A 24,113-nucleotide genomic window follows, 5' to 3' on the forward strand; every position below is an offset into this window, starting at 1 on the left:
AATTGGTAATAGTTGGTTATCAACACCATACTTATTTAGAGCCATGCCTGAGAACATGCGTGAAGATAACCACTGTTAATCCTGCAACAGAGCAGCCTATTCAGACATATTCTCAGATGGAAAAGGACGAGATAACTCAAAAGATAACGCGCTCAAAGTCCGCATTCCCTAACTGGAGGATGGATTTTGAAAAAAGAAAATCACTGATTTACGATCTTGTCTCATATTTGAGAAACAACAAGATCCAACTTGCTGAAGTGGCCACAAAGGAGATGGGCAAGGCACTCAAAGAGTCAATATCTGAGGTTGAGAAGTGCGCGTGGGCGTTGGAATTCTACGCTGATTATGGGGGATCCTTTATCACAGAAGAAGTACTCAATACAGATGCGCGCAAAAGCTTCATAACGTTTGAGCCTCTTGGCGTGGTGGCATCAATAATGCCTTGGAATTTTCCGTACTGGCAGGCACTAAGATTTGCGGCTCCATGTCTGATGGCGGGAAACACTATAGTCATGAAACCGTCGAGCGTTACGGTACAGTGTGGTCTTGAGCTTGAAAAAGCATTTCGTGAATCCGGATTTCCAGAAGGCGTATTCTCTGTAGTAATAGGCAGCTCAGAAGCTGCAAACAATCTGATAGATTCCGATGTAAATGCTGTTACGTTCACTGGTAGCACAAATATAGGAGCCATGGTGGGCAAGCGAGCTGCATCACAACTAAAAAAATGTGTACTTGAACTTGGCGGAAGTGATCCATTCATTGTACTTGAAGATGCTAATATTGAAAAGGCCGCAAATGGAGCAGTGAAGGGACGATTCATCAATTGCGGTCAGTCGTGTATTGCATCAAAAAGATTCTTTGTGTCAAAAAAAATTGTAAACGAGTTTATAGAAAAATTCATCCACAATACATCGAGACTTTCAGTTGGTGATCCGATGATAATTGAAAATGATATGGGACCTCTTGTCAACAAGGAAGCACTTGAGAACATATCTTCTATAGTGGATGACGCAAGAAAGAAGGGCGCAAACGTGTTATTGGGAGGAGAGCGAACTGGTAATGTGGGTTATTTCTACAAGCCCACTATACTTACCAACATCACTCCTGAAATGCGCATTTCACGGGAAGAGACATTCGGACCTGTGGCACCAATTACGGTGTTTGAAGATGAAAAGGAGGCACTACGGCTTGCAAATGATTCAGAATTCGGCCTTGGTGCAAGCATATGGACTGAGAATCTTAACAAAGCAGAAGCACTCTCACGCAGAATTGAATCTGGGATAGTTACCGTCAATAATGTGGTCATATCCGATCCACGAATACCGTTTGGAGGAATAAAGCAAAGTGGGTATGGAAGGGAGCTTTCAAGGTATGGCATGCTCGAGTTTGTAAACATCAAATCGGTCAGATTTTATGATCAGCTAATTCATCATCATTACGTGGAATAGCTAAGAAGAGAGAATACTGCCTCCGTGTATGGTGGCAGTTGCATGGCCTTTTCCGGCATGACTGGTAAGTGTGTGTCCACTTGGTATGGGTGGTATCGGACCATCTGCTTGCGTATTTGCGTATACATAGAATTCTATCATGTCTCCAGCAAATGCGCCGGTAGTAAGCACTCCGTTAATCACGGTCTGCGGATACGTATACGTGGCAATAACAGTTGAAGAAGATCCGCTTACGGTCCCAGTATTTGTCACTAGGGGGTTTGCATTAAAGTAAATCTGCTTTTGGGAGACAAACTTTCCATTCCTGTAGATATCAACATATGCTCTGAGTGGATCTGTTGGTGGTGGTGCGGGTGGAATTGGTGGCGGCGCAGTAAAATATGCCGAATTTTCTATTCGCGAGCTACCTGAAATCGTTGCAGTAATTGATGTTGTAATGGTTCCATCTGCAGTAGAAATTACATATGCGACCGTGCCAGTAGTGGCCGAAATCGACGATACGATGCCATCCCCATCATATCTTGTAATGGTGGATGTGCTGGGTGTTATGGCTTTAAGGCCTGTACTGCCAAGCACCTCGGAGATTGTAATGCTTGCCGCAATTCCGTTGATTTTCATATTGATCTTCTGATATCCCGGAATTACAGGTACTCTGATGCGTTCGCCGGAAGAATAATCTCCATTCAAATAAGAAAGCGGCATGCCGTCAAGATGCATATCCCCAATAGTTACATTTCCTATGATTGGAATCTGCACATACGCATGTGCCACGTATGCGATATTTTCTTGACTGGGCACATGGAGCGTCATTTGATTCAGATTGTCAAAAACTACCATGGAGAATGCGCCACGATATTTTATAGATGCAGGATAAAGATACATGATACCGCCCTGATTTGTGCCGCTTATGTTGATGTCCTCTAAAAGAAGAGTGACTGTTCCATCAGACTGCGCCATGCCACTGGCACTGGCAAAGCCGTCCTTGATTATCTCATATGGCACGTTTTCTGGGAGGCCTGTGATCTTCAAGTATGGTGTAGTCTTTAGATCAAATGCAGTTGCCTTTATAGTGAATGCATTACCATTAGGCTTTGCTATTAGATACATCTGCTTCCCAGCTGGAAATGTGTATGTAGATTGATAGTTGGGCCCAAATATGAGGTGAAGAGTGTTTGCAGGACTCTGATCAAATACATGCACGGTACCTGGAATTGGAATGTGTGGGGGAGACGTATTTGGATAATTGTATTCTGTCCAGCCCCATGTGCAGCTTGAATCTCCACATAAAAGACCATAGTTGCAATATCCAACATTGACAGTCTCCGAGATTGACTGGATTCTCAGCTGGCCAGAGGTTGAAGTGGAAACTGTGGGGGTATAAGATGATGCTCCATTGATTCTCTTTACATTATATTGTGTTGATACTGCTTTGTTTGGTTGCAGTGATAGCGTATGTGATACTGTGTATGGTGCACCACATCCACCGTGAACATGACCGGATGGGTGGATGCTAGAATATGGAGAGCTCCACACACTCCAACCGTACGATGTATTGTATGGAATATTCATCAAGTCATTTTCATTAAATTCCTCGAGTCTTAGTTGTGCATTTGCAGGAACATTAGTTTCAAACAAAAGAAGCTGGCCTCCAAAATCGTTTAGCTTGACAATGACCGTTCCGGTTCCAGAAAACGTAATCCCTTCCTGCCCCTGTACTGCAATTCCGGTCCCGCCTACGGTTCGTGACTGTGAATAACTTAGAACATTTGGTCTGATGGCCCCTGATTGCTGAAGTGCATTCTGGGAAGGCACGTAACTGTACTCTGTGCTGAACTTTGGTATCGTAAGTATTGTTTTTGGATCAGAGTCCAATATCTGGGCTGCAAAATCCGCTGGGTTTGTAATTATGTTGTAAGGTTTTAGCGAACTAGATACTCCTGAAACACCGTACCCGTAGATTAGCTTTCCCTGATAATTAGCATGAATTATTCTGGAAGCAATACCCATCCCATTAATCATAGACGTACTGTCGTCTTCTGTTGCTAGCAACTTGTCCAAACTTGCGGTAAACATGTTTCCAAGTTCCGTTATGCCAACTATGGTCTTTGATTCAAAATCTGAAACCGACAGTTCCTCTGGAGCATACGAGAATTTTTCCAAAGGTGCAATGCGCAGTCCTGGCTCTGAAAATGGCTTTGTTGCCAGCATACTTGCCCTGTCATCGAAGATGCGGATCTCCTTTAGTGTGGATGGGTTTATTCCTTTATTCTGTATGCTCAGAATATTTTCCAAGACTTTCATTTCCAGCGATTCATGATGTTTCTGTGTCTGAATAATCATCGCATCTTGTGCCAGTAGGGCATTGTTGGTGAAAACATCTGAGATGAAAGAAATCATGGATAATGCAACCAATGCAGAAAACCCTATGGCTGCTATCAAATACGGGCTTGACATGAACAATATGGAGAATTGCGTATTAAGGATGAAGCAAAATACGTGAAGAAAAAAATCACATATATCTCATGGATATGATCTGGTTTTTGGCCTCCATACCATTTTGATAAAATTATGGAGATTCTGCCTGCTAAGATAAAACCTGATGTCTAGTCCTTTACGCATTACAAAATTAACATATAGTGTAACAGAAACTGCTGTACCTACTATGAGCATCAAAAATGTATGGTCTTCTCTTAAAATTGCCCTTGCACTGATATCGTTTTCTGCAATGAAAGTAACTTGGGCTGAATTGGAATCAATTCCCTCCCATCTGTCGAAAACATCACGAATCAGAAACCACATTCTGTCTTTTGGCGGAACACTTAGCGTTACTTGTGCTCCATAAGTGTAAAATCCCGATCCAAGTGCGTTATCTACTTGGACTCTTACCGTTCTGTCGTAGTTTGCCGTAACTTCGACGCTCTTGCCAAGGAACAGACGCTCTATCTTGCTATCTGTAATGATCTGATCTGCAAACAAGATGCTGTTCAACCTATAACCTCTGCCTCCCACCAGAACATCAGGCGGAAAACTTGCATGGAAAAACTGCGGCTTGATTTCCTCATGAAAAGGAGTGACTATACTCTTTGTGGTGTTGCCAACATGAATCTGGTGTTCTATGTTAAGCTCATCACCATCGTTTGCAACTGCCCTGATTAAGATATCAACAAATCTCTCAACATACAGCGACATGGTATTTTTCGTGGAGGCATATCCGTCCCGTGTGGCAATAATAGTGATGTCATAGGAACCGCTTTTGTCAGGCGTTACAAGAAAAGATCTCTCGCTTATTTTCTCATATGGAAAGGGCGAGTCAATCATAGTTTCAAAGTCGTCAATATCACCAACTAAATCAAGCTGAAATTGCTTTCCCACCTTGTTTGTAACTCCGTTCGTAATTATCTCTACATTAAACACGTTGGCAAAAGACTCCACACTACGACTGTCAGCTCCCACTCTGGTCACAACCCCGATATTCTCAACACCTGCTTCATCTATGATGACGCGCCCTTCCACTACTGAGACTCCATCCGTGGTCGAAGTGCTAGCTGAGATCAATCTGCGAATTGGCACACCGCTGGAATCGATTTCGTGTATTGTATACGGGAATGGCTCTGATTTGTGCACTAATGGTGGCACATCCAATGTCACTGATGATGCAGCTCTGGATGGAAGTAATACTGCTTCCAACGGCGCAAATCCGTTTGCAAAGACCGTTATCCTATAATCTTCCTCTAACACTCCGGAATGAATTGCAGTGTTTTGTGCCGGCATGCTAAATTCTGTATGACTATTTCCTGAAATGAGCGTGAACTTTGTTGACGGTATTACTTTTTTGGCATTGACAAGAGAGCCGGAATCATCTATTACTGATATCATGGCAATATCGCCGCTTGATCCCAAGGTGGCTGGTATCTGCGTCACCTTTATTTTGTAAGAGTCTCTGAATGCAGGCGATATGACTAGCGTAGAGTTGTACTGCTCAAGCCCCGGGCCGGAGACAAATATTGTGTGGTTTCCCTGACTGATTCCAGATACTTCAAACCGTGTGGCATGAGTTGAACCTATTCCGTTGGATAGCGCCTTGGTTTCTGATAAGGTCAAAATCTGTGGATGCCTTATTCCGGAGGAACTCAAAGTCACAGTTCTACCATCTATTGGAACTGGCGTTATTTTAGTAGGCATTTGCTGCCCATTAGTCATGGGGCTTGTTTGATAAAGTGCTATTACTCCATACGCACTAGAATCAGTTACCGACGGATAAAACCACGCCATCGCGATATTAGGCGTAGCACCGCGCACTTGATCCTCATCAATCATCGGAATATTCTGTATGATATTTACAGAACCTACAAAAACATCAGTACTACTTGATCCAAATCCGTCTATGCTAACAGTTACAGCCGATATTCCTGGCTCATAAGAGATCAGTTGCCCACTACCTACGCCGTCTATAAGAGGGATTCTAAGAAGCGCATCGCCATAATGTTTGATATGTGGATTCTCATTGAATCGAACTGACTTTAGATTACTAGATGATACATATGCATATGTGACATATGGTATCTTGTATGGCATGCCATCCTTCTCAAGCCACACAAAAAAGAACGCCCTCGAATTTTCCAGTATGATGTTAGGTGCTACAGCAATTCTGACTGTGATATTATCGCGAACTTTGGTGATGACCTGCTCTGCAACTGATAGATTCTTTGCGGTAGCAAAAATTTTTCCACTACCTCCTACCTTTGCATGAAATTTTACACTGTACTCTCCTGCAGGTATTTTGATCTCTGTCTTCTCAATCTCAATCATATTCGTTGTGGACAATGTAACGATGAGATTCTCTTTTACTGCTGCAGGCGTACCATTTGCATCAGTTGATATGACGTAGCCTATGATATTCTCAGTCTTTGTTGTGTTTGCTGGAAGTACTATGGACAGCATTTCAGGTTGACGCTCGGACGAATGGACGGAAATACTTGATGAGATCATATTTCCGTTTACCAGCGCAAATATCTGTGAGCTTCCTTCCCTGAGTGGCATTATATGGAAAATTCCGTGGTTTGAGTGTGCCGGTATGTGTACGCTTTTTGGAATTTGTATGACCTGAGGATCACTTGTGGAGAGAATCACCACTTGGCCGGTTTTTGCAGCTTCATCTAGGACAACCACGCCTTCGTAACTTTCACCAGTTACAATCCTTGCCGGGGTCCACACATAAGGAATTTCAACATGGCTGCTTACCTCTGGGATGAAACAAAATAATACCAAGACAGAAATCATGAATGCAAAACTTTGCACTGCCTGAAAACATCAAATTGATTTAAGGTAGATGTCTGTGCTTTTAAATCCGGCATTTCATGTTTTTACGCGATCTGTATTGCATATTTATAGCAGTTAACGGTTAGGTTTGATATGGCAATTAGGACAGGCCAGGAGTACATCCAAAGTCTTAGGGGCAGAAACCTTAAGGTCTATCTTTTTGGCGAGCTTGTAAAAGAGCCAGTAGACCATCCAATGATACGTCCTTCAATTAATGCAGTTGCAGAAACATATGATCTTGCGGTAAGAGAGGAAGAACTGGCAGCCCCGATGTCAAAAATATCTGGTAAGAGAGTAAATCGATTCCTGCACATTGCAGAATCTGCACAAGATCTCGTACTGCAAAATAAAATGCAACGAAAGCTTGGTCAGTTAACCGGAACATGTTTTCAACGATGTGTAGGTATGGATGCACTAAACTCGCTACATTCTGTAACTTTTGAAATTGATGAGAAATATCATACCAATTATCACAAAAATCTACTGGATTTCATCAGAAAAATGCAAGAGGAAAACCTTGTCATCGGAGGAGCTATGACTGATGTCAAAGGAGACAGAAGCAAGGCCCCAAGCGAGCAGATTGATGAGGATCTGTTCCTGCATGTAGTAAAAAGGACCCCAGAGGGAGTGTATGTGACGGGCGCAAAAGCACACCAGACTGGTTGTATAAACTCACACTGGATAATAGTGATGCCCACAATACGACTTTTGGAAAAGGACAAGGACTGGGCTATAGTGGGAGCAATACCTGTAGATGCCCCAGGAATCACATACATCTACGGCCGACAATCATGTGATACAAGAAGTATGGAAGAAGGTGACATTGATAGCGGCAACTCCAAGTTCGCAGGACAAGAGGCAATGATAATTTTCGATAACGTATTCATTCCAAATAATTTGATATTTATGAACGGTGAATACGAGTTTGCCGCAATGCTTGTCGAGAGATTCACATGTTACCACAGAAGAAGCTATGTGTGCAAAACCGGGCTTGGAGATGTTCTGATAGGCGCCGCAGCAGCAATTGCAGATTATAACGGAATTCCAGATGTATCCCACATTAGGGACAAACTAGTGGAGATGACGCACCTTAACGAATCAATCTATGCTGCAGGAATATCGTCCTCATACCAAGCTCAGGAGATGAAGTCAGGCGTATGGCTTAATGATGACATGCTTGCAAACGTTTGCAAACACAACGTTACAAGATTCCCATATGAGATATCTAGACTTGCTCAAGATATCGCAGGCGGTATAGTGGTAACGATGCCGTCTGAGAAGGACTTTAGACACCCTGTAACAGGACCGCTTTTGAAAAAGTACCTCGCTGGAAGAAAAGGTGTTGATGTTGAGAACAGAATGAGAATTCTAAGACTTATTGAAAATATGACCCTTGGACGAAACGCCGTTGGATACCTTACAGAGTCGATGCATGGAGCAGGCTCTCCACAAGCCCAGAGAATCCAGATTGCGCGACAGATGCAGCTTGGATACAAGAAAAAGCTTGCCAAGAGCCTTGCCAACGTAAAAGAAGATGCAGAAGATACACCTGAGAACTCTGATTACTTTAAGCGTGTCTTTAAACTAAGATAATGTTTTAAAAAATTTGGGGCTACGCCCGCCACATCTTCTTCCAAGTTTCGGCAAACTTGTTCATCATCTCACCGTAGGCTTTTAGCTGTTCCATTCCTGCCTGATTTGTCAGCTTTTGCCAGTCCTCACCGAATTGCTTGAACATATTCTGGCCTGAATCGCCTATGGCCTTTTGCCAATTCTGGTAGAATTCTTGCAGTGTACTTGGACTTGACTCGCTTGTTGCTTTTTGCATCACTTCAAGATATTTTGCTTGAATGTCGGTGCCTATCTTTTGCAACGACTCGAACGTCTGGGTCCATTTCTTTAACAACTCGCTGTACTCATTCCACATGGCATCCCAGCTTTTTGTTTCGTTATCTTTGCTCAATATATCCAGATAGACACTCTACGATAAATAATGATCTAATGTGCAAGCACGTCATGATGCAGTTATGGCTAACAAACGTTTGATACTATGTGCAAAACCTGCCCTGAATGTAACATCTGAATGATCATTTACGATATTTTTAAACAACTTTTTTGTTATTTCACAATTCATGATAAATATGTTATCTGCGATATCTTTGATATGAGCTATTGTATAGAATGTGGAGATGAGGCAGCCGTATGCTTCTGCCAAACCGAAAAAAAACCCATGAGTGAATATCTGTCCGCACTAAAAGAGTGTGAAGACCTAAAGTGTTATTGCAAAAGGCACTTGCCTACGGGATGAGTATATGACCACTGCATATGTTCTCATAAACTGTGATCTGGGCTCTGAGGACAAGGTCCTCTCTGAGCTGAAATCAATTAAAAAGATCAAAGAGACAAGGGGCGTGTTTGGCGCATATGATATAGTTACAAAGATTGAAGCACCTTCTTCGGAGATGGTAAAGGATATCATTTCTTCGAAAATAAGAAGGATAGACAGGATACGTTCTACATTGACATTGATGGGGGTGGATGAAAAATAATGTCGCTTCTAAGCAAGATCAAATATCCTGCATACGATGAAAAGTGCAGGACGCTGTGCAAGGAAGATCATATCAGGTTTGCCGGTATTTTGGACGAATATGGTAAACTTGTTGCAGGGGGATTCAAAGAAGGTCTTGTCCCACTGGAAAGCGATAAAAAAAGACTGTATGATTTTATGAAATTTGTATCGGAAATATCGTTGCGAAAAGAGCTTGACAAGACACTTGGCCCAATCAACTATCTTGCTGCAAGGAGGGATAAAGTAATACTACTCAGTTTCCCGTTTCCGCTTGCAAAAATGACACTTTTAGTTTCGGCGGATAAATCTCTTGATATAGAAAAGCTAGCATCGCATGTATGCAGTGTATTTAGTTGTGAGCACGCGCGACTAGGAAGTTAGCTATCTTAGTGCCGAATCTACCATGAGCGCAATGAACAGTACCGCAAGGTAGGGGCTTGAGAACTTGAAGAGCATCCATGATGCCTTCTCTGATGGCTTTGCAATAACCCAGAACGAGAGGGCCAACATTAGTGCGCCTGACGCAATGGCCGTGTACAAGTAAACCTCACGCATCACTGGTTCTCCAGATTCTGTACTCAAAAAGAACGGTACCACACTGAACAGCACCATCACAAGTGTCGATATTGCAATTACTCTTACCGAGGTCTTCTCTGATTGTACTGCAGTAAGCATGGGCACGTTTACCTTGTTATAATCGTCTTTAAAGTGCAACGTAAGAGCCCATATGTGCATCGGAATCCAGATGAAGACAAGGCCTGCCATGACCAGTCCAAGATCCCACAGACCTTGCAATGTAACAGCAGCATATCCTATCATGGGCGGGGATCCGCCGCAGAGACCTCCCAAAATGATATTTGCCCTACTTCTTCGCTTCAGTGCATGAGAGTATACTAGAACATTGTTTATCAGACCAAATGCCATGAAAGTTCCTGCCCATATCCCATTCCAGAATCCAGCGGTGTATGATATTGCAAACGCGCATGCAAGCGAGATTCCAGCAAGCACGAGCCCAAAATCTCTAGCTCTCTCAGGAGGAGATATCCTGCCTGAAGGTATCGGTCTTCCCTTGGTGCGTTCCATTATTGCATCAATGTCCCTATCGTGATAGTTTGTCAGAGTGTTGGCCGACGCAGAGCCAGCAGCCACACCAAAGAGCATAAGTGCCCAAGTGAGCGGCGATACCTCTACACTGTAAATCTTTGAGGCCACGATAGCTGCTCCGAATGCGGTAAATACTAAAAGATACCAGATCTTTGGCTTTGTAAGCTCATAATACGTCTTAATTTTTGAGCTACTCTCGGCCTTTTGCATCATGATTTCCCCATCCAGTAACGGTCACAAAGCCAATTAAATGTAAAGGCGCTCACCTATGCCTGATGATTATAAGGCATTGCCTTTGTTCTGCGTTTCATCTCGATAAATGACTCTGAGGCCAAAACTCCTTGAATTCTGCCTATTCCCTCAGAAATGAGCTTGTGCATGTCTGCAAGGCTCTGAGCGTACATTGTGACTATGATATCAAACCTGCCTGTTACTTCAGATATCTCGCGTACTCCCTTTATCTTGAAGAGTTCATCTATTATGGTATCTCGATACTTGGAGTCCATGTTAAGTCCAGTTAGTGCCTTGACACCGTACCCGAGTTCCTTATCATTTACCACTATCGTGAATCGCTCAATCAGCTTCCTTTTTGTCAGTCTCTTTATCCTGCTATACACTACTGATGGGTTTACTTTGATTTTCTCTGAGAGTTTTGGTATTGAAATTGACGCGTCTTCGCTAAGCTCCGAAAGTATGATGAGATCAAGTTCATCAATTTTTGCCGTTTAGAACACCTGCCTTGCAGAAATAATTTCTGTTTTATAAGCGTAGATCAAAAATTTGGGAAATTTATGATTAAAGTTTGCCTTTTTTGTAGAGCATCTCTGCAAGAAGAACCGCACCCTTTGCGGAACCCATCTTCTTGTTGTGTGAGAACAGGACGTACTTTACACCACTATCAAATATCTGGTCTTCTTCCAGTCTACCAATAGATGTGGTCATGCCGTCATTTAGCTCCCTATCAATTCTTGGCTGAGGTCTTGTTGGATCTTTGTGAACAACAAGATAGTCCTTCGGAGCTGATGGCAGTCCCTGTACACTGACATGCTCTGAGAACTCTTCAATCGTATGTTTCACATCTTCGACCTTTGCGGGCTTGGAAGTTTCAACAAAGACAGACTCGGTATGGCCATCAATTACAGGAACTCTGGTGCACGTGCAGCTTACCTTGATATCTGCCGGTTCTATTTTACCATCTTTGAGTTTACCGAGTATCTTGGCTGTCTCAATTCTGACCTTGTTTTCTTCTTTGGGTATGTATGGTATGAGGTTGTCAGTTACATCCAACGCTGAGACTCCCGGTGATCTGCCGGCGCCAGATATTGCTTGCATGGATGTCATTATCACCCGCTTTGCCCCATAGTTCTCATACAGGGGCTTCATCGTAATGGCAAGTCCAGTGGTAGTGCAGTTCGGCAGGGGTAGAACATATCCCTTCCAATTGCGGTTCTTCTTTTGAGTCTCTATAAGATCCACATGATCATCGTTAATTCCGGGAATCAGGATCGGGACGTCTTCTTCATATCTGTAGGCGGACGAAGTGCTTATGACGGGTACCTCCTTTGCAAACTTGGTTTCAATCTCTCTTGCAGCGTCGCTTTCTACTGCAGAGAACACCAGATCAAGCTCATTTGTCTTTACTTGGTCAATTGAGACTACAGTCATATCCCTTACGTATTCTGGGACGTCTCCGCCAACCTGCCACTTTACGATACCTGAATTCGGGTCCCTTATGGCCTCAATGTACTTTTTACCGGCTGACCTTTCCGATGCTGCCAGCTGGGTTACCTCAAACCATGGGTGATCCTTTAGCGAAACTATGAATTCTTGGCCAACGGCGCCCGTTGCCCCAAGTATTGCTACTCTTTTCTTCACAAGGGGAATTTTTACGCGATCAATTAATAATTCTTGTTCTGCCGTACGTGTACCATCTAAGGTGATCGCAAGGACTAAACCCGTGGTAAATGGTTGTCTGTGTGTGAAACTTGCCAGAAACGCAGTAAAGCACAAGAGAGTGCCTCACGGAGGATTGTACTCTATTCCAAATCCTCATTCTACGATTTTAGATTTTAGCTCGAATGTAAATCCACTTGGCTGCCCGCCGTCAGTTGCCAAAGCTCTAAGAAATGCCATGAACAGGATACCTATCTACCCCGATCCTGACTCAAAGGCATTAAAAGAAAAAATAGCAAAACATCTTGGAATACATCAGAGCAGAATAACTGTCGGAAACGGAGCCACCGAAATCATCTACAACTTTTGCCGTGCTACTCTGTGGAAAGGAAAATCTACTCTTATTCCAGCTCCGACTTTTGGTGAATACGAAGCAGCATCAAAACTGTGTGATGCAAGAATATCGTTTTTCAAAACCATGCGTCTACAGGATGACGTAAAAGAATTTGTCAGAAAAATACCTCAAGGGGGGATTGTATTTGTATGCAATCCTAACAACCCGACAGGAGAACTCATCCCAAAAGAGATTATGTTACAGATACTGCGCCGGGCAAAAAGAAAGCAAGCAACGATATTCATAGATGAGTGTTTTGCAGAGCTTACCACATCCCAAGAGTCGCTAGTAGGACATGTATCTGAATTTGAGAATCTCTTTGTTCTAAGATCGCTGACAAAATCATTTGGTCTTGCTGGACTTCGTATCGGCTACGGAATAGGAAACAAAAAGATTATCTCCGTACTAGAAAATATCAAAATCCCGTGGAATGTTAGCGGGATTGCACAAGAGGCTGCAGCGCTAGCGCTCAAAGAAAAAAAATTCCTTGCAAGGACGCAAAAGTTAATTCTTACAGAATCAGAATATTTGAAAAACTCTATCTCAAAGATTCCCGGGCTTTCTTGTTATGATTCCAAGACTAACTTTATTCTGATAAGGACAAAAATGCATTCTAATTTACTGCAAAAAAAGTTATTGAAGAAAGGAATTCTGGTGCGTGATTGTAGCACATTCAGGGGTCTTGATTCGCATTACATTCGCATCGCGGTAAGAACACACAAAGAAAACCTGATGCTAGTGAAAGCGTTAGGGAGTTAAGATGAGTCGCACATTGATGATCCAGGGTACTGCTTCTGGTGCTGGCAAGACTACACTGGTAGCGGCGTTTTGCAGAATACTTGCAAACAAAGGGTACAACGTGGCGCCATTCAAATCACAGAATATGTCAAACTACTCGTACAAATGGGATGGATTTGAGATATCGCAAGCACAGGCAATGCAAGCAATGGCTGCCAAGATTGAACCTTCGCCTCACATGAACCCGATACTGCTAAAACCTCTTGGAAACTATCGCAGCTCGATACTACTTCAAGGCAAATTCTACAAAAAGATGGATGCAAATGACTATTATGAAAAATTCGTCCTCAAACATGGCATGAGGGTGGCACTTGACTCGTTCAAAATACTGTCGCAAAAATATGATTTGGTGATTATGGAAGGTGCTGGCTCGCCGGCCGAAATTAACTTACAAAAATTCGATATTGCTAACATGCTGCTTGCAGAAAGACTGAACTCTCCGGTGATATTGGTCGCCGATATAGAAAAAGGCGGCTCCTTTGCAAGCATAATAGGTACAATGTCGTTGTTACCCAAAAAGCATCAGAAAATGGTAAGAGGATTCCTCATAAACAAGTTCCAGGGAAATGCTGACCTGCTCAAGCCTGGCCTAAGAAAGATAAAACAAATAACATCTAAATCCGTTCTTGGTGTAATACCAAAGATCAAGATGAACCTGCCAAACGAGGACTCTCTTGATGACCGGATACATCTCTTTAACAAAGGGAACCGAAAAAAGATCAACTCTGAGCTTGACAGACTTGCAAGGACTGTATCGACACACGTTGATATCAAATCAATTGAGAGGCTTTTTGCATGATTGAAATTCCATTACTTGTGGTGGCCGGAGCAATATTGTTGGACCTTGCATTCGGTGATCCCAAAAACAAGTATCATCCAACAGCATGGATTGGTACACTGATTGCATCTGCAGTACCTACTGCAAAAAAAATGAAATCTGAAAGACTCGGCGGTGCACTTGTAACAATGGCAATAGTCTCAATTGTGGCCTTACTTGTCATCTCATATGAGTATGTGGTAAGATCCCTTGATGGCGTTATAGCTGTACTGATTACAACGCTACTTGGAGCAATATTGCTGAAAACCACTATTGCAATAAGGGGTCTTGAGGTACATGGGAGGCAGGTAATGAATTTGCTATCACAAGGAGATATTCATGGAGCCCGTTGCAGTCTTGCCATGCTTGTCAAACGCAACACAAAAGACCTCGATGAGCATCACATAGCTTCAGGCGTATTGGAGACCACCAGCGAAAATATTGTGGACGGAATAACTGGGCCGCTATTCTACTATGCGCTGTTCGGGCTTGCAGGCACATTCGTCTACAGGACGATAAATACGATAGACTCTATGATTGGATACAAAGATGCCATATTCAAGAACATGGGATGGTTTGGAGCAAACTGTGACAAAGTTCTAAATTTCATACCATCTAGGATCACTGGATACGTCATGGTGCTTGCAGCAGCCTTGGTGGGTGCAGATTGGAAGGGCTCGCTTGTTACTCTAAAAAAAGATGGCAAAAAGACCGAGAGCCCTAATGCCGGATATCCAATGGCTGCAATGGCAGGGGCACTTGGAACCAAATTTGAGAAGGTTGATCATTATATCCTTGGGGATGGTACAGCTGAGATTAACATGAAGCAATTCGAAATTGCAATCAGAATGGTCAAGGTTACAAGTATCTTGTTCTGCATTCTAGTTGTAGCGCCTATTATCATAATTCTCTCAACTCTTGGATGGTGGATACATGTTTAGGCAGGTTGGTTCGGTATTCTCTTTTCTTACAATAATGCCAACTGGCAGCTCTGATCTGCAGATCGTTGCAAGGTACATGTACCTGTTCCCACTAGTTGGAATAGTAATAGGACTGATAGTCGGCTCTGCGGGTTATGGGCTATCGCTGTTTCTTGAGCCGTTGGTTGTGGGGCTTCTTGTAACTGCAGCGTTTGTATTGATAACAGGAATACACCACATCGACGGACTGGCTGATTTTGCAGACGGCTTGATGGCAAGGGGAACAAGAGAGAAAAAATGGCAGGTGATGAGGGATCCGTCTGTTGGCTCTGCGGGAATCATAACTCTGGTACTGTATGTGGGCGGTATGGTCATATCACTTTCGTCAATGAATGGCTTTGATATGCTTGTCGCAATAATTGCAGCAGAGATAATAGCCAAATTCTCAATGGTGCTTCTTGCATGTATTGGGCCGTCTGCTTGGGAGGGCTCTAATTCCATCTTTGTATCTAGCATGAAGGACAAAAGAAAGCTCATTCTTGCAGCAGGCATAACGGTGGTATCCCTTTTGGCACTGCAAAATAATAGCGCATTTTTTGCGTTAGCTATCTCAATGGCAATTTCCTTGATTATAACTCTGGTCTCAAGGCGCAGTTTCGGCGGAATATCTGGTGATATAATGGGTGCAACTAATGAAATGACGCGTCTTGCGTCGCTTTTGGTGTTCATATCTGTATGATCGGGCTTGTTATGGCAGGAGGAAGAGGCACAAGGATGGGCCTCAATGGTGAGAAGCTCTTACTGCAACATGGAAAACCAGTAGTGCTTTGCGTGGTTGATGCTATGAGAGAGTCAAAATGTTTTACGGATGTGATAGCCGTAACAAGTCATAATTCGCCAAAGACGCAACAGATGCTCTCAGAATATGGAGTGAGGACGATACAAACCAGTGGCAAAGGATACGTGCAAGATTTGATGACCGCACTATCCTTTGTTGATGAGATCGCACTGGTGATTTCCGGAGACCTGCCTCTTGTGGATTTCCAGATAATCAGGAATTTGGTGGATATGCACAAGGAAGATTCAGCATGGCACAGTTTTGTTGTGACAAAAAGATTTCTTGACGAACAAAAGATGGCGGCGGAATTTTCAGTGGTATGCCAGGGACAAGATTGCTATTATACTGGAGTCTCAATTGTAAACCCAAAAAAAATCACTGCGAGCGTTGTAGCTGAGACATACACCATACTTGATGACAAAAGGATTGCTCTTAACCTGAATACAAAATATGATTACAGCTTACTCAAGGATACCTAGTACTGTACCGTGAATCTTTGCAACGGAGCCTGTAGGCTCTGCTATTATGTTACCACAGGACTTGCATGTGACAGAAGTTGTAACATGTGAGTATAATACGTTCTCTGCACTGCATTCTTTACACTGGACTTTTTGGAATTTGCTCTTTGGCTTTGGAACAAGTATGTGATTTTTCTTCATGCTGCCACCAACTCTAGCTTTCTTAGCCTTATACCTTTCTTGTTGAATTTCTTTTTGCATTGAGGACAGCTTAGAATCAAAGTCTGCTTCTTTGTTGTCTTGGCTGGCTTGGCAAGTTTTGGGAATTTTTGTCCGCCGTATCCTTTCTTGTCTTCTTCGTGCCTTCGCTCGCCTATTGCAGAACCTCTTCTTTTGCCTGCCTTGTACAAGGAGACCTTTTGAAGTGTATGCGTCTTACATTTTGGGCAATACCTGTTGATCTCCTTTGGTATGTTCATAGTTGGGGAAAATTTTGTACGTAATTTAAACATGGCTCTGACTTTATAATGTGGGTTGCCGCAGATTCATACCGTGTCTAGGCTTGCATCGATGATTTTGCATCTAAATGCCGTTGCCATGGGCGAGAAAAAGGCGGACATGGTCCTAAAGAACTGCTCACTTGTGAATGTATACACGCATGAGATAATCCCAAAAACGCAAGTAGCGGTACTAAAAGACAGAATTGCGTATGTAGGGCCTGACGCATCGCACACGGTGGGTACAACGACTGCGATTCTTGACATCGAAGACAAATTTCTGACTCCGGGATTTGCGGACCCGCACACGCACATAGATCAATTTATGACTCCCTCAGAGTTGGCAAAAAAGTCACTTCTTTGCGGCACTACGAGTCTCTTTTCCGATCCAATAGACATCGTAAGCGTTTGCGGATTCAAAGGGTTAAAGGAATTTGTCAGGATTTCATCTAAACTACCCATTAGAATATTCAATGTTGCGCCTGGCGGAATACCAGTAGACAGCAAGTTCAGTCATGGAAAGGCCTTGAGCATTGCAGAAGAAAAATCCGCAATAAAGCTCGATGGCATAGTGGGACTAGGAGAGGTGTTCTCTTGGACAAAGGTAACATCAAGGGATTCAATTACAATGAAAAAACTATCAAACATGCTAGAGAATGATTGCATCATAAATGGGCACACTGCAGGCGCCTCAGACAAAAAACTCAACGCTTACATTGCGTCCGGAATTTTTTCCTGCCACGAGCCTATTGATTATGAACAGGTGATGGAAAGATTACGCCTTGGGATGTGGGTGATGATGAGGGAGGGCTCCATAAGACGTGACCTAAAGAACATAATACCAAAAATTTTACTCAATAGGCCATATCTTGACAGATTGATGTTCTGTTCAGACGGACTTGATCCTGAAGACATTGACAAATTTGGACACATTGATCACTGTGTCAGGGAGGCAGTCAAGCTCGGAGTGGATGCAGTAGATGCAATTGCAATGGCCACAAAGAACTGTTTTGATTATTACAGAATGGGAAATAATCTGGGTGGAATAGCCCCAGGCAAGCTTGCAGACATGCTCGTATTTGATGATCTTGAAAAACTCAAACCTCGTAAAGTATTTGTTGGAGGCAGACTTGTGGCCTCAAATGGTAGTATCGTGACTACAATTCCAAGTCCCAAAATTCCAAAATGGATCAAAAATACAGTTAAACTTTCAAAAATATCTGAAAATGATTTTGATATTAAAAACAAGGGTCAGTCTGCGATAGCCAACACGATAGACATGGAGACAGAAATAATCACAAAGCTTGGAACTGCCGAGCTTTCCACAGAGAATGGCAAAGTGAAAGCTTCTGATAGTGCAGACATCTGGAAGGTAGCCGCATTTGACAGAGTATATGGTTCTGGCAGACGCGCAGTTGGGTTCTTGAAAAACTTTGGTGCGGATGTAGGTGCATTTGCATCCACTTGGAGCTTTCATGAAAACGACCTGATTGTTATCGGATCAAGCGATACCGATATGGCGTTTGCCGCCAACCATCTTATAAAATCACAGGGGGGTATGGTTGTGGTCAAAGACGGTAAAGTGCTCTCGTCTCTACCGTTACCGGTTGCCGGAATAGTGTCGACATCCTCATTTGATGATGTGGCGCAAAAGTTTGCAACCGTCAACTCCACACTTGTCGAGCGTGGCTGTCTGTTCGCAAGACCTCACCTAATACCGTTGTTTCTGCCGTTTCTTGCTCTGCCTTCAGTGAGAATACTCCACAGCGGTATAGTGGATGTCAAGAAAAGATCGATAATACCACCAATCCAGTAGCAAACTTTTAAAAAAGGGCATGAGGGATTTTTTTCGATTAGCATGGCTTCAATTCAACAAACTCCGAACGGTCCTGTTTTGGTTTTAAAGGAAAGCGCACTCCAACAAAAAGGCAGGGATGCACAAAAAAACAACATAATGGCAGCAAAGCTTGTTGCCGATCTGGTCAGAACCAGCCTTGGTCCACGAGGACTGGATAAGATGCTAGTGGACTCTATTGGTGATGTTACGATTACAAATGACGGTGCTACAATTCTGAAAGAAATCGACGTTCAGCACCCTGCGGCAAAAATGATGGTTGAGATCTCAAAGACAATTGACAATGAGGTTGGCGATGGAACTACATCATCAGTTGTGTTCGCAGGAGCTCTGCTGGAAAAAGCCGAGGAGCTTTTGGCAAAAGACGTACATTCCTCGGTAATAGTTGAAGGATATCAAGCAGCACATGAGAAAGTCATGGAACTGCTCTCACAACTGGCAAAGAAAATAGATCCTACTGATGAAGACTCGCTTCTAAAGATAGCAACAACTAGCATGCAATCAAAATTAATATCAGAAGACAGCGGCATTCTCTCAAAACTTGTAGTTGATGCAATACTGAGAATAGCCGAAAAGAAAGGAGACAAGTACGTTGTGGATCTTGACAATATCAAGGTAGAAAAAAAGGCAGGTGGTTCGATACAAGATACAGAGCTTGTAAAAGGAATCATACTTGACAAAGAAGTTGTTCACAGCGGGATGCCTACAAGGATAGACAAAGCAAAAATTGCGCTCTTGAACGCCGCACTCGAAGTGGAGAAAACAGAAATGAGCGCGGAAATTAGAATTACCGACCCAACACAAATGCAGATGTTTCTGGAGGAGGAAAACAGAATGCTCAAGTCTATGGTGGACAAGTTGCAAAGAGTCGGAGCAAACGTTCTGGTGTGCCAGAAGGGAATAGACGATATTGCGCAGCATTATCTTGCAAAGTACGGAATTCTAGCTGTGAGACGCGTAAAGGAAAGTGACATGACAAAGCTCTCCAAGGCTACTGGAGGCAGGATCACCACCAACATTGATGACATGACGGAAAAGGATCTAGGCCATGCAGAAATTGCGCATCAAAAAAAGGTCGAATCAGACAAATGGGTCTTTATTGAAGGTTGCAAGAATCCAAAATCTGTTTCCATACTGGTGCGAGGTGGTTCTCAAAGGGTGGTTGATGAGGTTGACAGGTCGCTTCACGATGCACTTATGGTGGTAAAAGATGTAATTGAAAAGCCAGCAATAGTTGCAGGAGGAGGAGCTCCAGAAGCATATCTGGCATCGCAACTTAAAGAATGGTCTGATAATTTTGAGGGCCGCGAGCAGCTTGCCATAAGAAAATATGCGGAAGCTCTTGAGGTAATTCCACTTACAATTGCAGAAAATGCTGGAATGGATCCTATAGACACAATGGCAAATCTGCGGGCAAAGCAGAGTAATGGCAGAAAATGGGCCGGAATCAATGCAAAAGAAGGAAAGATAGATGATATGTTCTCGCTTAACATTGTAGAGCCTGTGGCAGTAAAAGAGCAGATATCCAAATCCGCTACAGAAGCCGCATGTATGATACTGAGAATTGACGATGTCATAGCAGTATCCGCAGGCAAAAAATAAAACTTCAAAACACTTTTCTTCGATAAATTAACGTGTACAAAATTGGCATCGACCTTGGCGGCACCAAGATAGAAGGTATCTGCCTCGATGGTAGTCACAACGTTCTGGTCAGAAAGAGAATCATGACCAATCAGCACAATGGGTACGAATCAATACTTGATTCTATTGTGTCTCTTGTGGGCCAGATTGCATCGGGCCTTTCGGATTATTCAATAGGAATCTGCACTCCTGGAGCAATATCAAAAAAAACTGGCATGATAAAGAATAGCAATACGCAATGCCTTATTGGAATGCCTCTTAAAGACGATCTTGAGAGACTGCTTGGACGCACAGTTGCAATGGAAAACGATGCAAATTGTTTTGCCATGGCTGAGGCCACGTTGGGCGCCGCTACGGGATATGGACTTGTTTTTGGGGTCATATTGGGAACTGGAGTTGGGGGAGGAATTGTAATAGATGGCAGGTTACACAGGGGCAGGACGCTCATCGCAGGGGAATGGGGACATCACACATTACACATACACGGAAACAAATGTTATTGCGGCAGGCAAGGCTGCGTGGAAACATACATCAGCGGGCCAGCGCTAGAAAAAAGATGGTCTGAGCTATCAGGAAAACACGAAAAACTCAGCGATATAGTAAAGCAAGAAGGTAATGATGTAAAGTTGTGGAAAAAAGAGTTCTTGGAAAATTTTGGAATCGCGCTTGCAAACGTAATTGACATACTGGATCCTGACGCGATAGTCCTGGGAGGGGGTGTGTCAAACATAGATTTCTTGTATACTGAAGGAAAAAAGGCCGTATATGATAACGTCTTTAGTGACCTAATCGATACACCAATCTTAAAAAATAAGCTCGGTGATTCCGCCGGTGTATTTGGCGCAGCTATGTTATGAAGGACATCCTTCCATCTTCTGGATGAAAAAGCCGTTTGTCATTATCTCAATTTCAATCTCGTCTGGGACTGATTCTGAATGACAAAAACGGCACTCTTCGGTTGTCACCTTTGCGCCGCCTTCTCCCATTTCGGATAGCCACTTTTTTGCATATTCGATTGCTTTCTGAGGATCTTTGGAGTCCGTAATGACATCAAAATGCATGGTGTGGCCGTCTTTTGCCTTCACATAAGTATCAAACACATGTACTTGCATGTGATAAGTTGGTCTTGGGTCTGTTTTATTTTTTTTTCAAAAATTTTCGTACGCATGATAAACAAGATTGCGAGTCAATTCCAAAAGAATGGAACATGACTTGATATCATTAGAATCATGCTGTGAGTTCAAATCAAGTAGATTGCCTACCCGTGGATCATTTCTTACTGAACGGAATTCTTTCTCATACCAAATAAGAAAATTAATCGCATGTACATTTCCAGCCTTTTTTGCACTAGTCTTAAATTTTGCAAGACTTGTGCGACCGCTCCCACATCCGAATTTTTTGCTGTATTCGTCTAAAAGCGTATCATATACGTCCTGAATGATTCTAACAAACCTTGTTATCTTGGGATCCTTTGTAGTTGTAAGCAAAGACAGTTCTTGTTGGGCCTCATCAAGCTTTTTTGCCGCACTCATCACCAGTATGCTTACGTCGAGCCAAATTACTGTTGCCACTATTGGTGTTGATTGGAAATCCATGATATCATTACCAAAGGCATGCCGCTGGCGGAAGGTTATTGCCTAATATCAATTATGTATTGGATTGGTAATGAAAGCAAATCAGACTGTCATTGAGTGCGGAAAATCCGACTCCCAAAAATCTTCGGAGGTGATATAATGAAAACAATCATGGTAACATCTATTGCAGCAATACTCGTATTTGCTGTGACCGTCGCAAACGTATCTCCTGCAGAAGCAAAAAAAGCCGATATTACGGACAGATTGTCTCCTAAAAGCTTTGGAACTAAAACCATGTACAAAGTAAGCATTGAAAAATCATACGACGCACAGGAACCTACAATGAAGCTTAAGTCAGAACAACTAAAATCGAAACTAAAACTAATGGAGGCAAAGAAAGCAAAAGAGATAACAAAGAAAACATAGTAAAACAGGATTTTCTTTATTTTTATTTTATTTTTATTGGGGCTCGATAGTAGCTGGAGGCTTGCTTGAGACCACATATGATACCCACGTTACCTCGTCTATCTCATTTGTTATCCTATTGCTAATCTTTGCCAAAATCTCATGTGGTAGTCTTGTCCAGTCTGCCGTCATTGCGTCAATTGATTCGACCACGCGAATCATCACTATGTTCCCATACTTTCTCTCATCTCCTACGACACCAACTGCTTTATCGTCTCCTACTGCAGCATACGCCTGCCATACCTTATCGTACCAGCCTGCAGCTTCAAGCTCTTCCTCGACTATCTTGCTTGCCGTCTTGGCAATGTTTAGCTTTTTCTCAGTTACTTCCCCGATTATTCGTACTGCAAGACCTGGACCTGGAAACGGATGTCTTGCAAGCAGCTTTTGCGGAACACCTAGAATTGCAGCAACCTTTCGTACCTCATCCTTGTAAAGCTCTCTGAGCGGTTCCAATATCTCTAGTTTGAGCCAGTCTGGCAGCCCTCCTACATTGTGGTGAGTCTTTATTACTGCGGCAGGGCCTTTTGAAACGCCACTTTCTATGACATCAGGATATAGCGTTCCCTGTGCAAGCCATCTGAACGGACCGTGGGTCTTTGCAAAATCAGTAAAAATTCTGACAAATTCTTCACCTACTATCTTCCTTTTCATCTCTGGATCGGTCACGCCCTTTAATTTGCCGAGAAATTGCGCCTTTGCATTAACTGCAGTAAAGTCAACTGCAAAGTTGTCCCTGAACATCTTTTCGATCTCCTGCTCCTCGTTAAGCCTAAGAAGCCCATTATCTACAAAGACGCACTTTAGTCTGTTGCCTATGGCTTTGTGTATTAAAAGGGCTGCAACTGTAGAGTCTATCCCGCCGCTCACACCGCACAGCACGTTGCCTTCGATTTTCGATATGTCGGAAACTGTCTTCTCAATAAAACTCTCCATTGTCCAATCTTGCCTTGCTTTGCATATGTTGAGAACAAAATTTTTGAGAATTTGGACGCCGTTTTCTGTGTGCACGACCTCTGGATGGAACTGGATTCCATAAATTGACTGCTGCTTGTTTGCAATTGCTGCTGCATGCGAGCGCTCGGTGTGTCCTATGATCTCAAAATTCTCTGGAATTTTTTCTGCCTCATCACCGTGACTCATCCATGCCCTTACTGAATTTCCAACTCCACTAAGAAGGCTTGAGCCATTGTCTACTGTAAGAATAGAATGACCATATTCCTTGTTTGCACGCTTTACCCTACCACCAAAATTGTCAACTATGAGTTGATGTCCATAACATATTCCAAGCAATGGTAGCTGTATCTGAAATATCTGGGAGTCGGGTTTTGGTGCTCCGTTATTGTAAACGCTTGACGGTCCCCCGGAAAATATGATGCCTTTTGGGTTCATCTCCTTCAGCTTCTCGTAGGGAATGTCATACGGGACAAGCTCTGCGTACACTGAGAACTCGCGTATTCTTCTGCATATCAGGTGACTATATTGGGAACCAAAATCTAACACTATGATTTTGTCCAATCTAA

The 24,113-nt window shown here is 43.0% G+C and carries 25 protein-coding genes; 13 read left to right on the forward strand and 12 right to left on the reverse strand.

The annotated features are described in order from the left end of the window. Nucleotides 1-59: 59 nt before the first annotated feature. Complete coding sequence (locus tag NITUZ_RS01245) at nucleotides 60-1,448, forward strand: NAD-dependent succinate-semialdehyde dehydrogenase (RefSeq protein ID WP_244443778.1); 1,389 nt, start codon at nucleotides 60-62, stop codon at nucleotides 1,446-1,448. On the opposite strand, the gene NITUZ_RS01250 is transcribed toward NITUZ_RS01245, so the two are convergent. Together NITUZ_RS01250 and NITUZ_RS01255 are read right to left on the reverse strand one after the other, a co-directional pair. Further along, nucleotides 1,449-3,902, reverse strand: a complete 2,454-nt coding sequence (locus NITUZ_RS01250) for a hypothetical protein (protein ID WP_155991202.1) — start codon at nucleotides 3,900-3,902, stop codon at nucleotides 1,449-1,451. Between the two features lie 66 nt (nucleotides 3,903-3,968). Further along, on the reverse strand, nucleotides 3,969-6,617 hold the full coding sequence (locus NITUZ_RS01255) for a hypothetical protein (RefSeq protein WP_155991205.1): 2,649 nt from the start codon (nucleotides 6,615-6,617) through the stop codon (nucleotides 3,969-3,971). Nucleotides 6,618-6,860: 243 nt separating this feature from the next. Between NITUZ_RS01255 and NITUZ_RS01260 the strand changes: the two genes are divergently transcribed. Next, complete coding sequence (locus tag NITUZ_RS01260; protein WP_048194439.1) at nucleotides 6,861-8,360, forward strand: 4-hydroxyphenylacetate 3-hydroxylase family protein; 1,500 nt, start codon at nucleotides 6,861-6,863, stop codon at nucleotides 8,358-8,360. Between the two features lie 19 nt (nucleotides 8,361-8,379). Here the strand turns inward: NITUZ_RS01260 and NITUZ_RS01265 are convergent, their stop codons facing one another. Next, nucleotides 8,380-8,730, reverse strand: coding sequence for a hypothetical protein (locus NITUZ_RS01265; RefSeq protein WP_048194441.1), 351 nt, complete (start codon nucleotides 8,728-8,730; stop codon nucleotides 8,380-8,382). A 51-nt stretch (nucleotides 8,731-8,781) separates the two neighbouring features. Beyond that, on the reverse strand, nucleotides 8,782-8,982 hold the full coding sequence (locus NITUZ_RS01270) for a hypothetical protein (RefSeq protein WP_048194443.1): 201 nt from the start codon (nucleotides 8,980-8,982) through the stop codon (nucleotides 8,782-8,784). A gap of 97 nt (nucleotides 8,983-9,079) precedes the next feature. On the opposite strand from NITUZ_RS01270, the gene NITUZ_RS01275 reads away from it, so the two are divergent. Continuing rightward, complete coding sequence (locus NITUZ_RS01275) at nucleotides 9,080-9,316, forward strand: Lrp/AsnC ligand binding domain-containing protein (protein ID WP_048194445.1); 237 nt, start codon at nucleotides 9,080-9,082, stop codon at nucleotides 9,314-9,316. Further along, nucleotides 9,316-9,717: a DUF6659 family protein gene (locus NITUZ_RS01280; protein ID WP_048194447.1), complete on the forward strand. Its 402-nt coding sequence runs from the start codon at nucleotides 9,316-9,318 to the stop codon at nucleotides 9,715-9,717. The genes NITUZ_RS01275 and NITUZ_RS01280 overlap by 1 nt, the downstream gene beginning before the upstream one ends. Here NITUZ_RS01280 and NITUZ_RS01285 read toward each other — a convergent pair whose 3' ends face one another. From NITUZ_RS01285 to asd, 3 genes are all read right to left on the reverse strand, one after another. Further along, nucleotides 9,718-10,650, reverse strand: coding sequence for a heme o synthase (locus NITUZ_RS01285; protein ID WP_048194886.1), 933 nt, complete (start codon nucleotides 10,648-10,650; stop codon nucleotides 9,718-9,720). Nucleotides 10,651-10,706: 56 nt separating this feature from the next. Then, nucleotides 10,707-11,105 carry an Lrp/AsnC family transcriptional regulator gene (locus NITUZ_RS01290; RefSeq protein ID WP_420887304.1) on the reverse strand — a complete coding sequence of 133 codons (399 nt, stop codon included), beginning with the start codon at nucleotides 11,103-11,105 and terminating at the stop codon, nucleotides 10,707-10,709. A 130-nt stretch (nucleotides 11,106-11,235) separates the two neighbouring features. Beyond that, entirely contained in the window at nucleotides 11,236-12,315 is a 1,080-nt protein-coding gene (asd, locus tag NITUZ_RS01295; RefSeq protein WP_081844823.1) for an aspartate-semialdehyde dehydrogenase, read from the reverse strand. Between the two features lie 103 nt (nucleotides 12,316-12,418). On the opposite strand from asd, the gene cobD reads away from it, so the two are divergent. Genes cobD through NITUZ_RS01320 form a run of 5 tightly spaced genes read left to right on the forward strand, consistent with a single transcriptional unit; the run spans nucleotide 12,419 to nucleotide 16,579 of the window. Then, nucleotides 12,419-13,486 (forward strand): threonine-phosphate decarboxylase CobD, encoded by a 1,068-nt coding sequence (gene cobD, locus NITUZ_RS01300; RefSeq protein ID WP_244443779.1) that lies wholly within the window; start codon nucleotides 12,419-12,421, stop codon nucleotides 13,484-13,486. Between the two features lies 1 nt (nucleotide 13,487). Further along, the gene (locus tag NITUZ_RS01305) at nucleotides 13,488-14,324 is read left to right on the forward strand and encodes a cobyric acid synthase (protein WP_244443780.1); all 837 of its coding nucleotides are present in this window, start codon (nucleotides 13,488-13,490) and stop codon (nucleotides 14,322-14,324) included. Beyond that, entirely contained in the window at nucleotides 14,321-15,283 is a 963-nt protein-coding gene (locus NITUZ_RS01310) for a cobalamin biosynthesis protein (protein ID WP_048194448.1), read from the forward strand. The genes NITUZ_RS01305 and NITUZ_RS01310 overlap by 4 nt, the downstream gene beginning before the upstream one ends. Next, nucleotides 15,276-16,001 carry an adenosylcobinamide-GDP ribazoletransferase gene (gene cobS / locus NITUZ_RS01315; protein ID WP_048194898.1) on the forward strand — a complete coding sequence of 242 codons (726 nt, stop codon included), beginning with the start codon at nucleotides 15,276-15,278 and terminating at the stop codon, nucleotides 15,999-16,001. The genes NITUZ_RS01310 and cobS overlap by 8 nt, the downstream gene beginning before the upstream one ends. After that, a complete protein-coding gene (locus NITUZ_RS01320) occupies nucleotides 15,998-16,579 on the forward strand; it encodes an NTP transferase domain-containing protein (protein ID WP_048194450.1) in 582 nt (193 codons plus the stop codon). The genes cobS and NITUZ_RS01320 overlap by 4 nt, the downstream gene beginning before the upstream one ends. Here the strand turns inward: NITUZ_RS01320 and NITUZ_RS01325 are convergent. Together NITUZ_RS01325 and NITUZ_RS01330 are read right to left on the reverse strand one after the other, a co-directional pair. Further along, nucleotides 16,562-16,759: a 30S ribosomal protein S27e gene (locus NITUZ_RS01325; protein WP_048194452.1), complete on the reverse strand. Its 198-nt coding sequence runs from the start codon at nucleotides 16,757-16,759 to the stop codon at nucleotides 16,562-16,564. The genes NITUZ_RS01320 and NITUZ_RS01325 overlap by 18 nt on opposite strands. Beyond that, nucleotides 16,756-17,037: a 50S ribosomal protein L44e gene (locus NITUZ_RS01330; protein ID WP_048194455.1), complete on the reverse strand. Its 282-nt coding sequence runs from the start codon at nucleotides 17,035-17,037 to the stop codon at nucleotides 16,756-16,758. The genes NITUZ_RS01325 and NITUZ_RS01330 overlap by 4 nt, the downstream gene beginning before the upstream one ends. Before the next feature lie 118 nt (nucleotides 17,038-17,155). Between NITUZ_RS01330 and NITUZ_RS01335 the strand changes: the two genes are divergently transcribed. From NITUZ_RS01335 to NITUZ_RS01345, 3 genes are read left to right on the forward strand one after another with little or no spacing between them, the layout of a single operon-like run. Then, entirely contained in the window at nucleotides 17,156-18,871 is a 1,716-nt protein-coding gene (locus tag NITUZ_RS01335) for an adenine deaminase (protein ID WP_048194900.1), read from the forward strand. A gap of 42 nt (nucleotides 18,872-18,913) precedes the next feature. After that, complete coding sequence (gene thsB / locus NITUZ_RS01340; protein ID WP_048194456.1) at nucleotides 18,914-20,512, forward strand: thermosome subunit beta; 1,599 nt, start codon at nucleotides 18,914-18,916, stop codon at nucleotides 20,510-20,512. A gap of 32 nt (nucleotides 20,513-20,544) precedes the next feature. Then, on the forward strand, nucleotides 20,545-21,408 hold the full coding sequence (locus NITUZ_RS01345; protein WP_048194458.1) for an ROK family protein: 864 nt from the start codon (nucleotides 20,545-20,547) through the stop codon (nucleotides 21,406-21,408). Here NITUZ_RS01345 and NITUZ_RS01350 read toward each other — a convergent pair. Together NITUZ_RS01350 and NITUZ_RS01355 are read right to left on the reverse strand one after the other, a co-directional pair. After that, nucleotides 21,403-21,663 (reverse strand): DUF2024 family protein, encoded by a 261-nt coding sequence (locus NITUZ_RS01350; protein WP_048194460.1) that lies wholly within the window; start codon nucleotides 21,661-21,663, stop codon nucleotides 21,403-21,405. The two genes, NITUZ_RS01345 and NITUZ_RS01350, sit on opposite strands and share 6 nt — an antisense overlap. A gap of 36 nt (nucleotides 21,664-21,699) precedes the next feature. Continuing rightward, nucleotides 21,700-22,146, reverse strand: a complete 447-nt coding sequence (locus tag NITUZ_RS01355) for a hypothetical protein (protein WP_048194463.1) — start codon at nucleotides 22,144-22,146, stop codon at nucleotides 21,700-21,702. 138 nt (nucleotides 22,147-22,284) lie between these two features. On the opposite strand from NITUZ_RS01355, the gene NITUZ_RS01360 reads away from it, so the two are divergent. Next, entirely contained in the window at nucleotides 22,285-22,551 is a 267-nt protein-coding gene (locus NITUZ_RS01360; protein WP_048194465.1) for a hypothetical protein, read from the forward strand. A 33-nt stretch (nucleotides 22,552-22,584) separates the two neighbouring features. On the opposite strand, the gene guaA is transcribed toward NITUZ_RS01360, so the two are convergent. Further along, nucleotides 22,585-24,108, reverse strand: coding sequence for a glutamine-hydrolyzing GMP synthase (gene guaA / locus NITUZ_RS01365; protein WP_048194467.1), 1,524 nt, complete (start codon nucleotides 24,106-24,108; stop codon nucleotides 22,585-22,587). Nucleotides 24,109-24,113: the final 5 nt, after the last annotated feature.

This window comes from Candidatus Nitrosotenuis uzonensis, assembly GCF_000723185.1.
Taxonomy (GTDB): Archaea; Thermoproteota; Nitrososphaeria; order Nitrososphaerales; family Nitrosopumilaceae; genus Nitrosotenuis; species Nitrosotenuis uzonensis.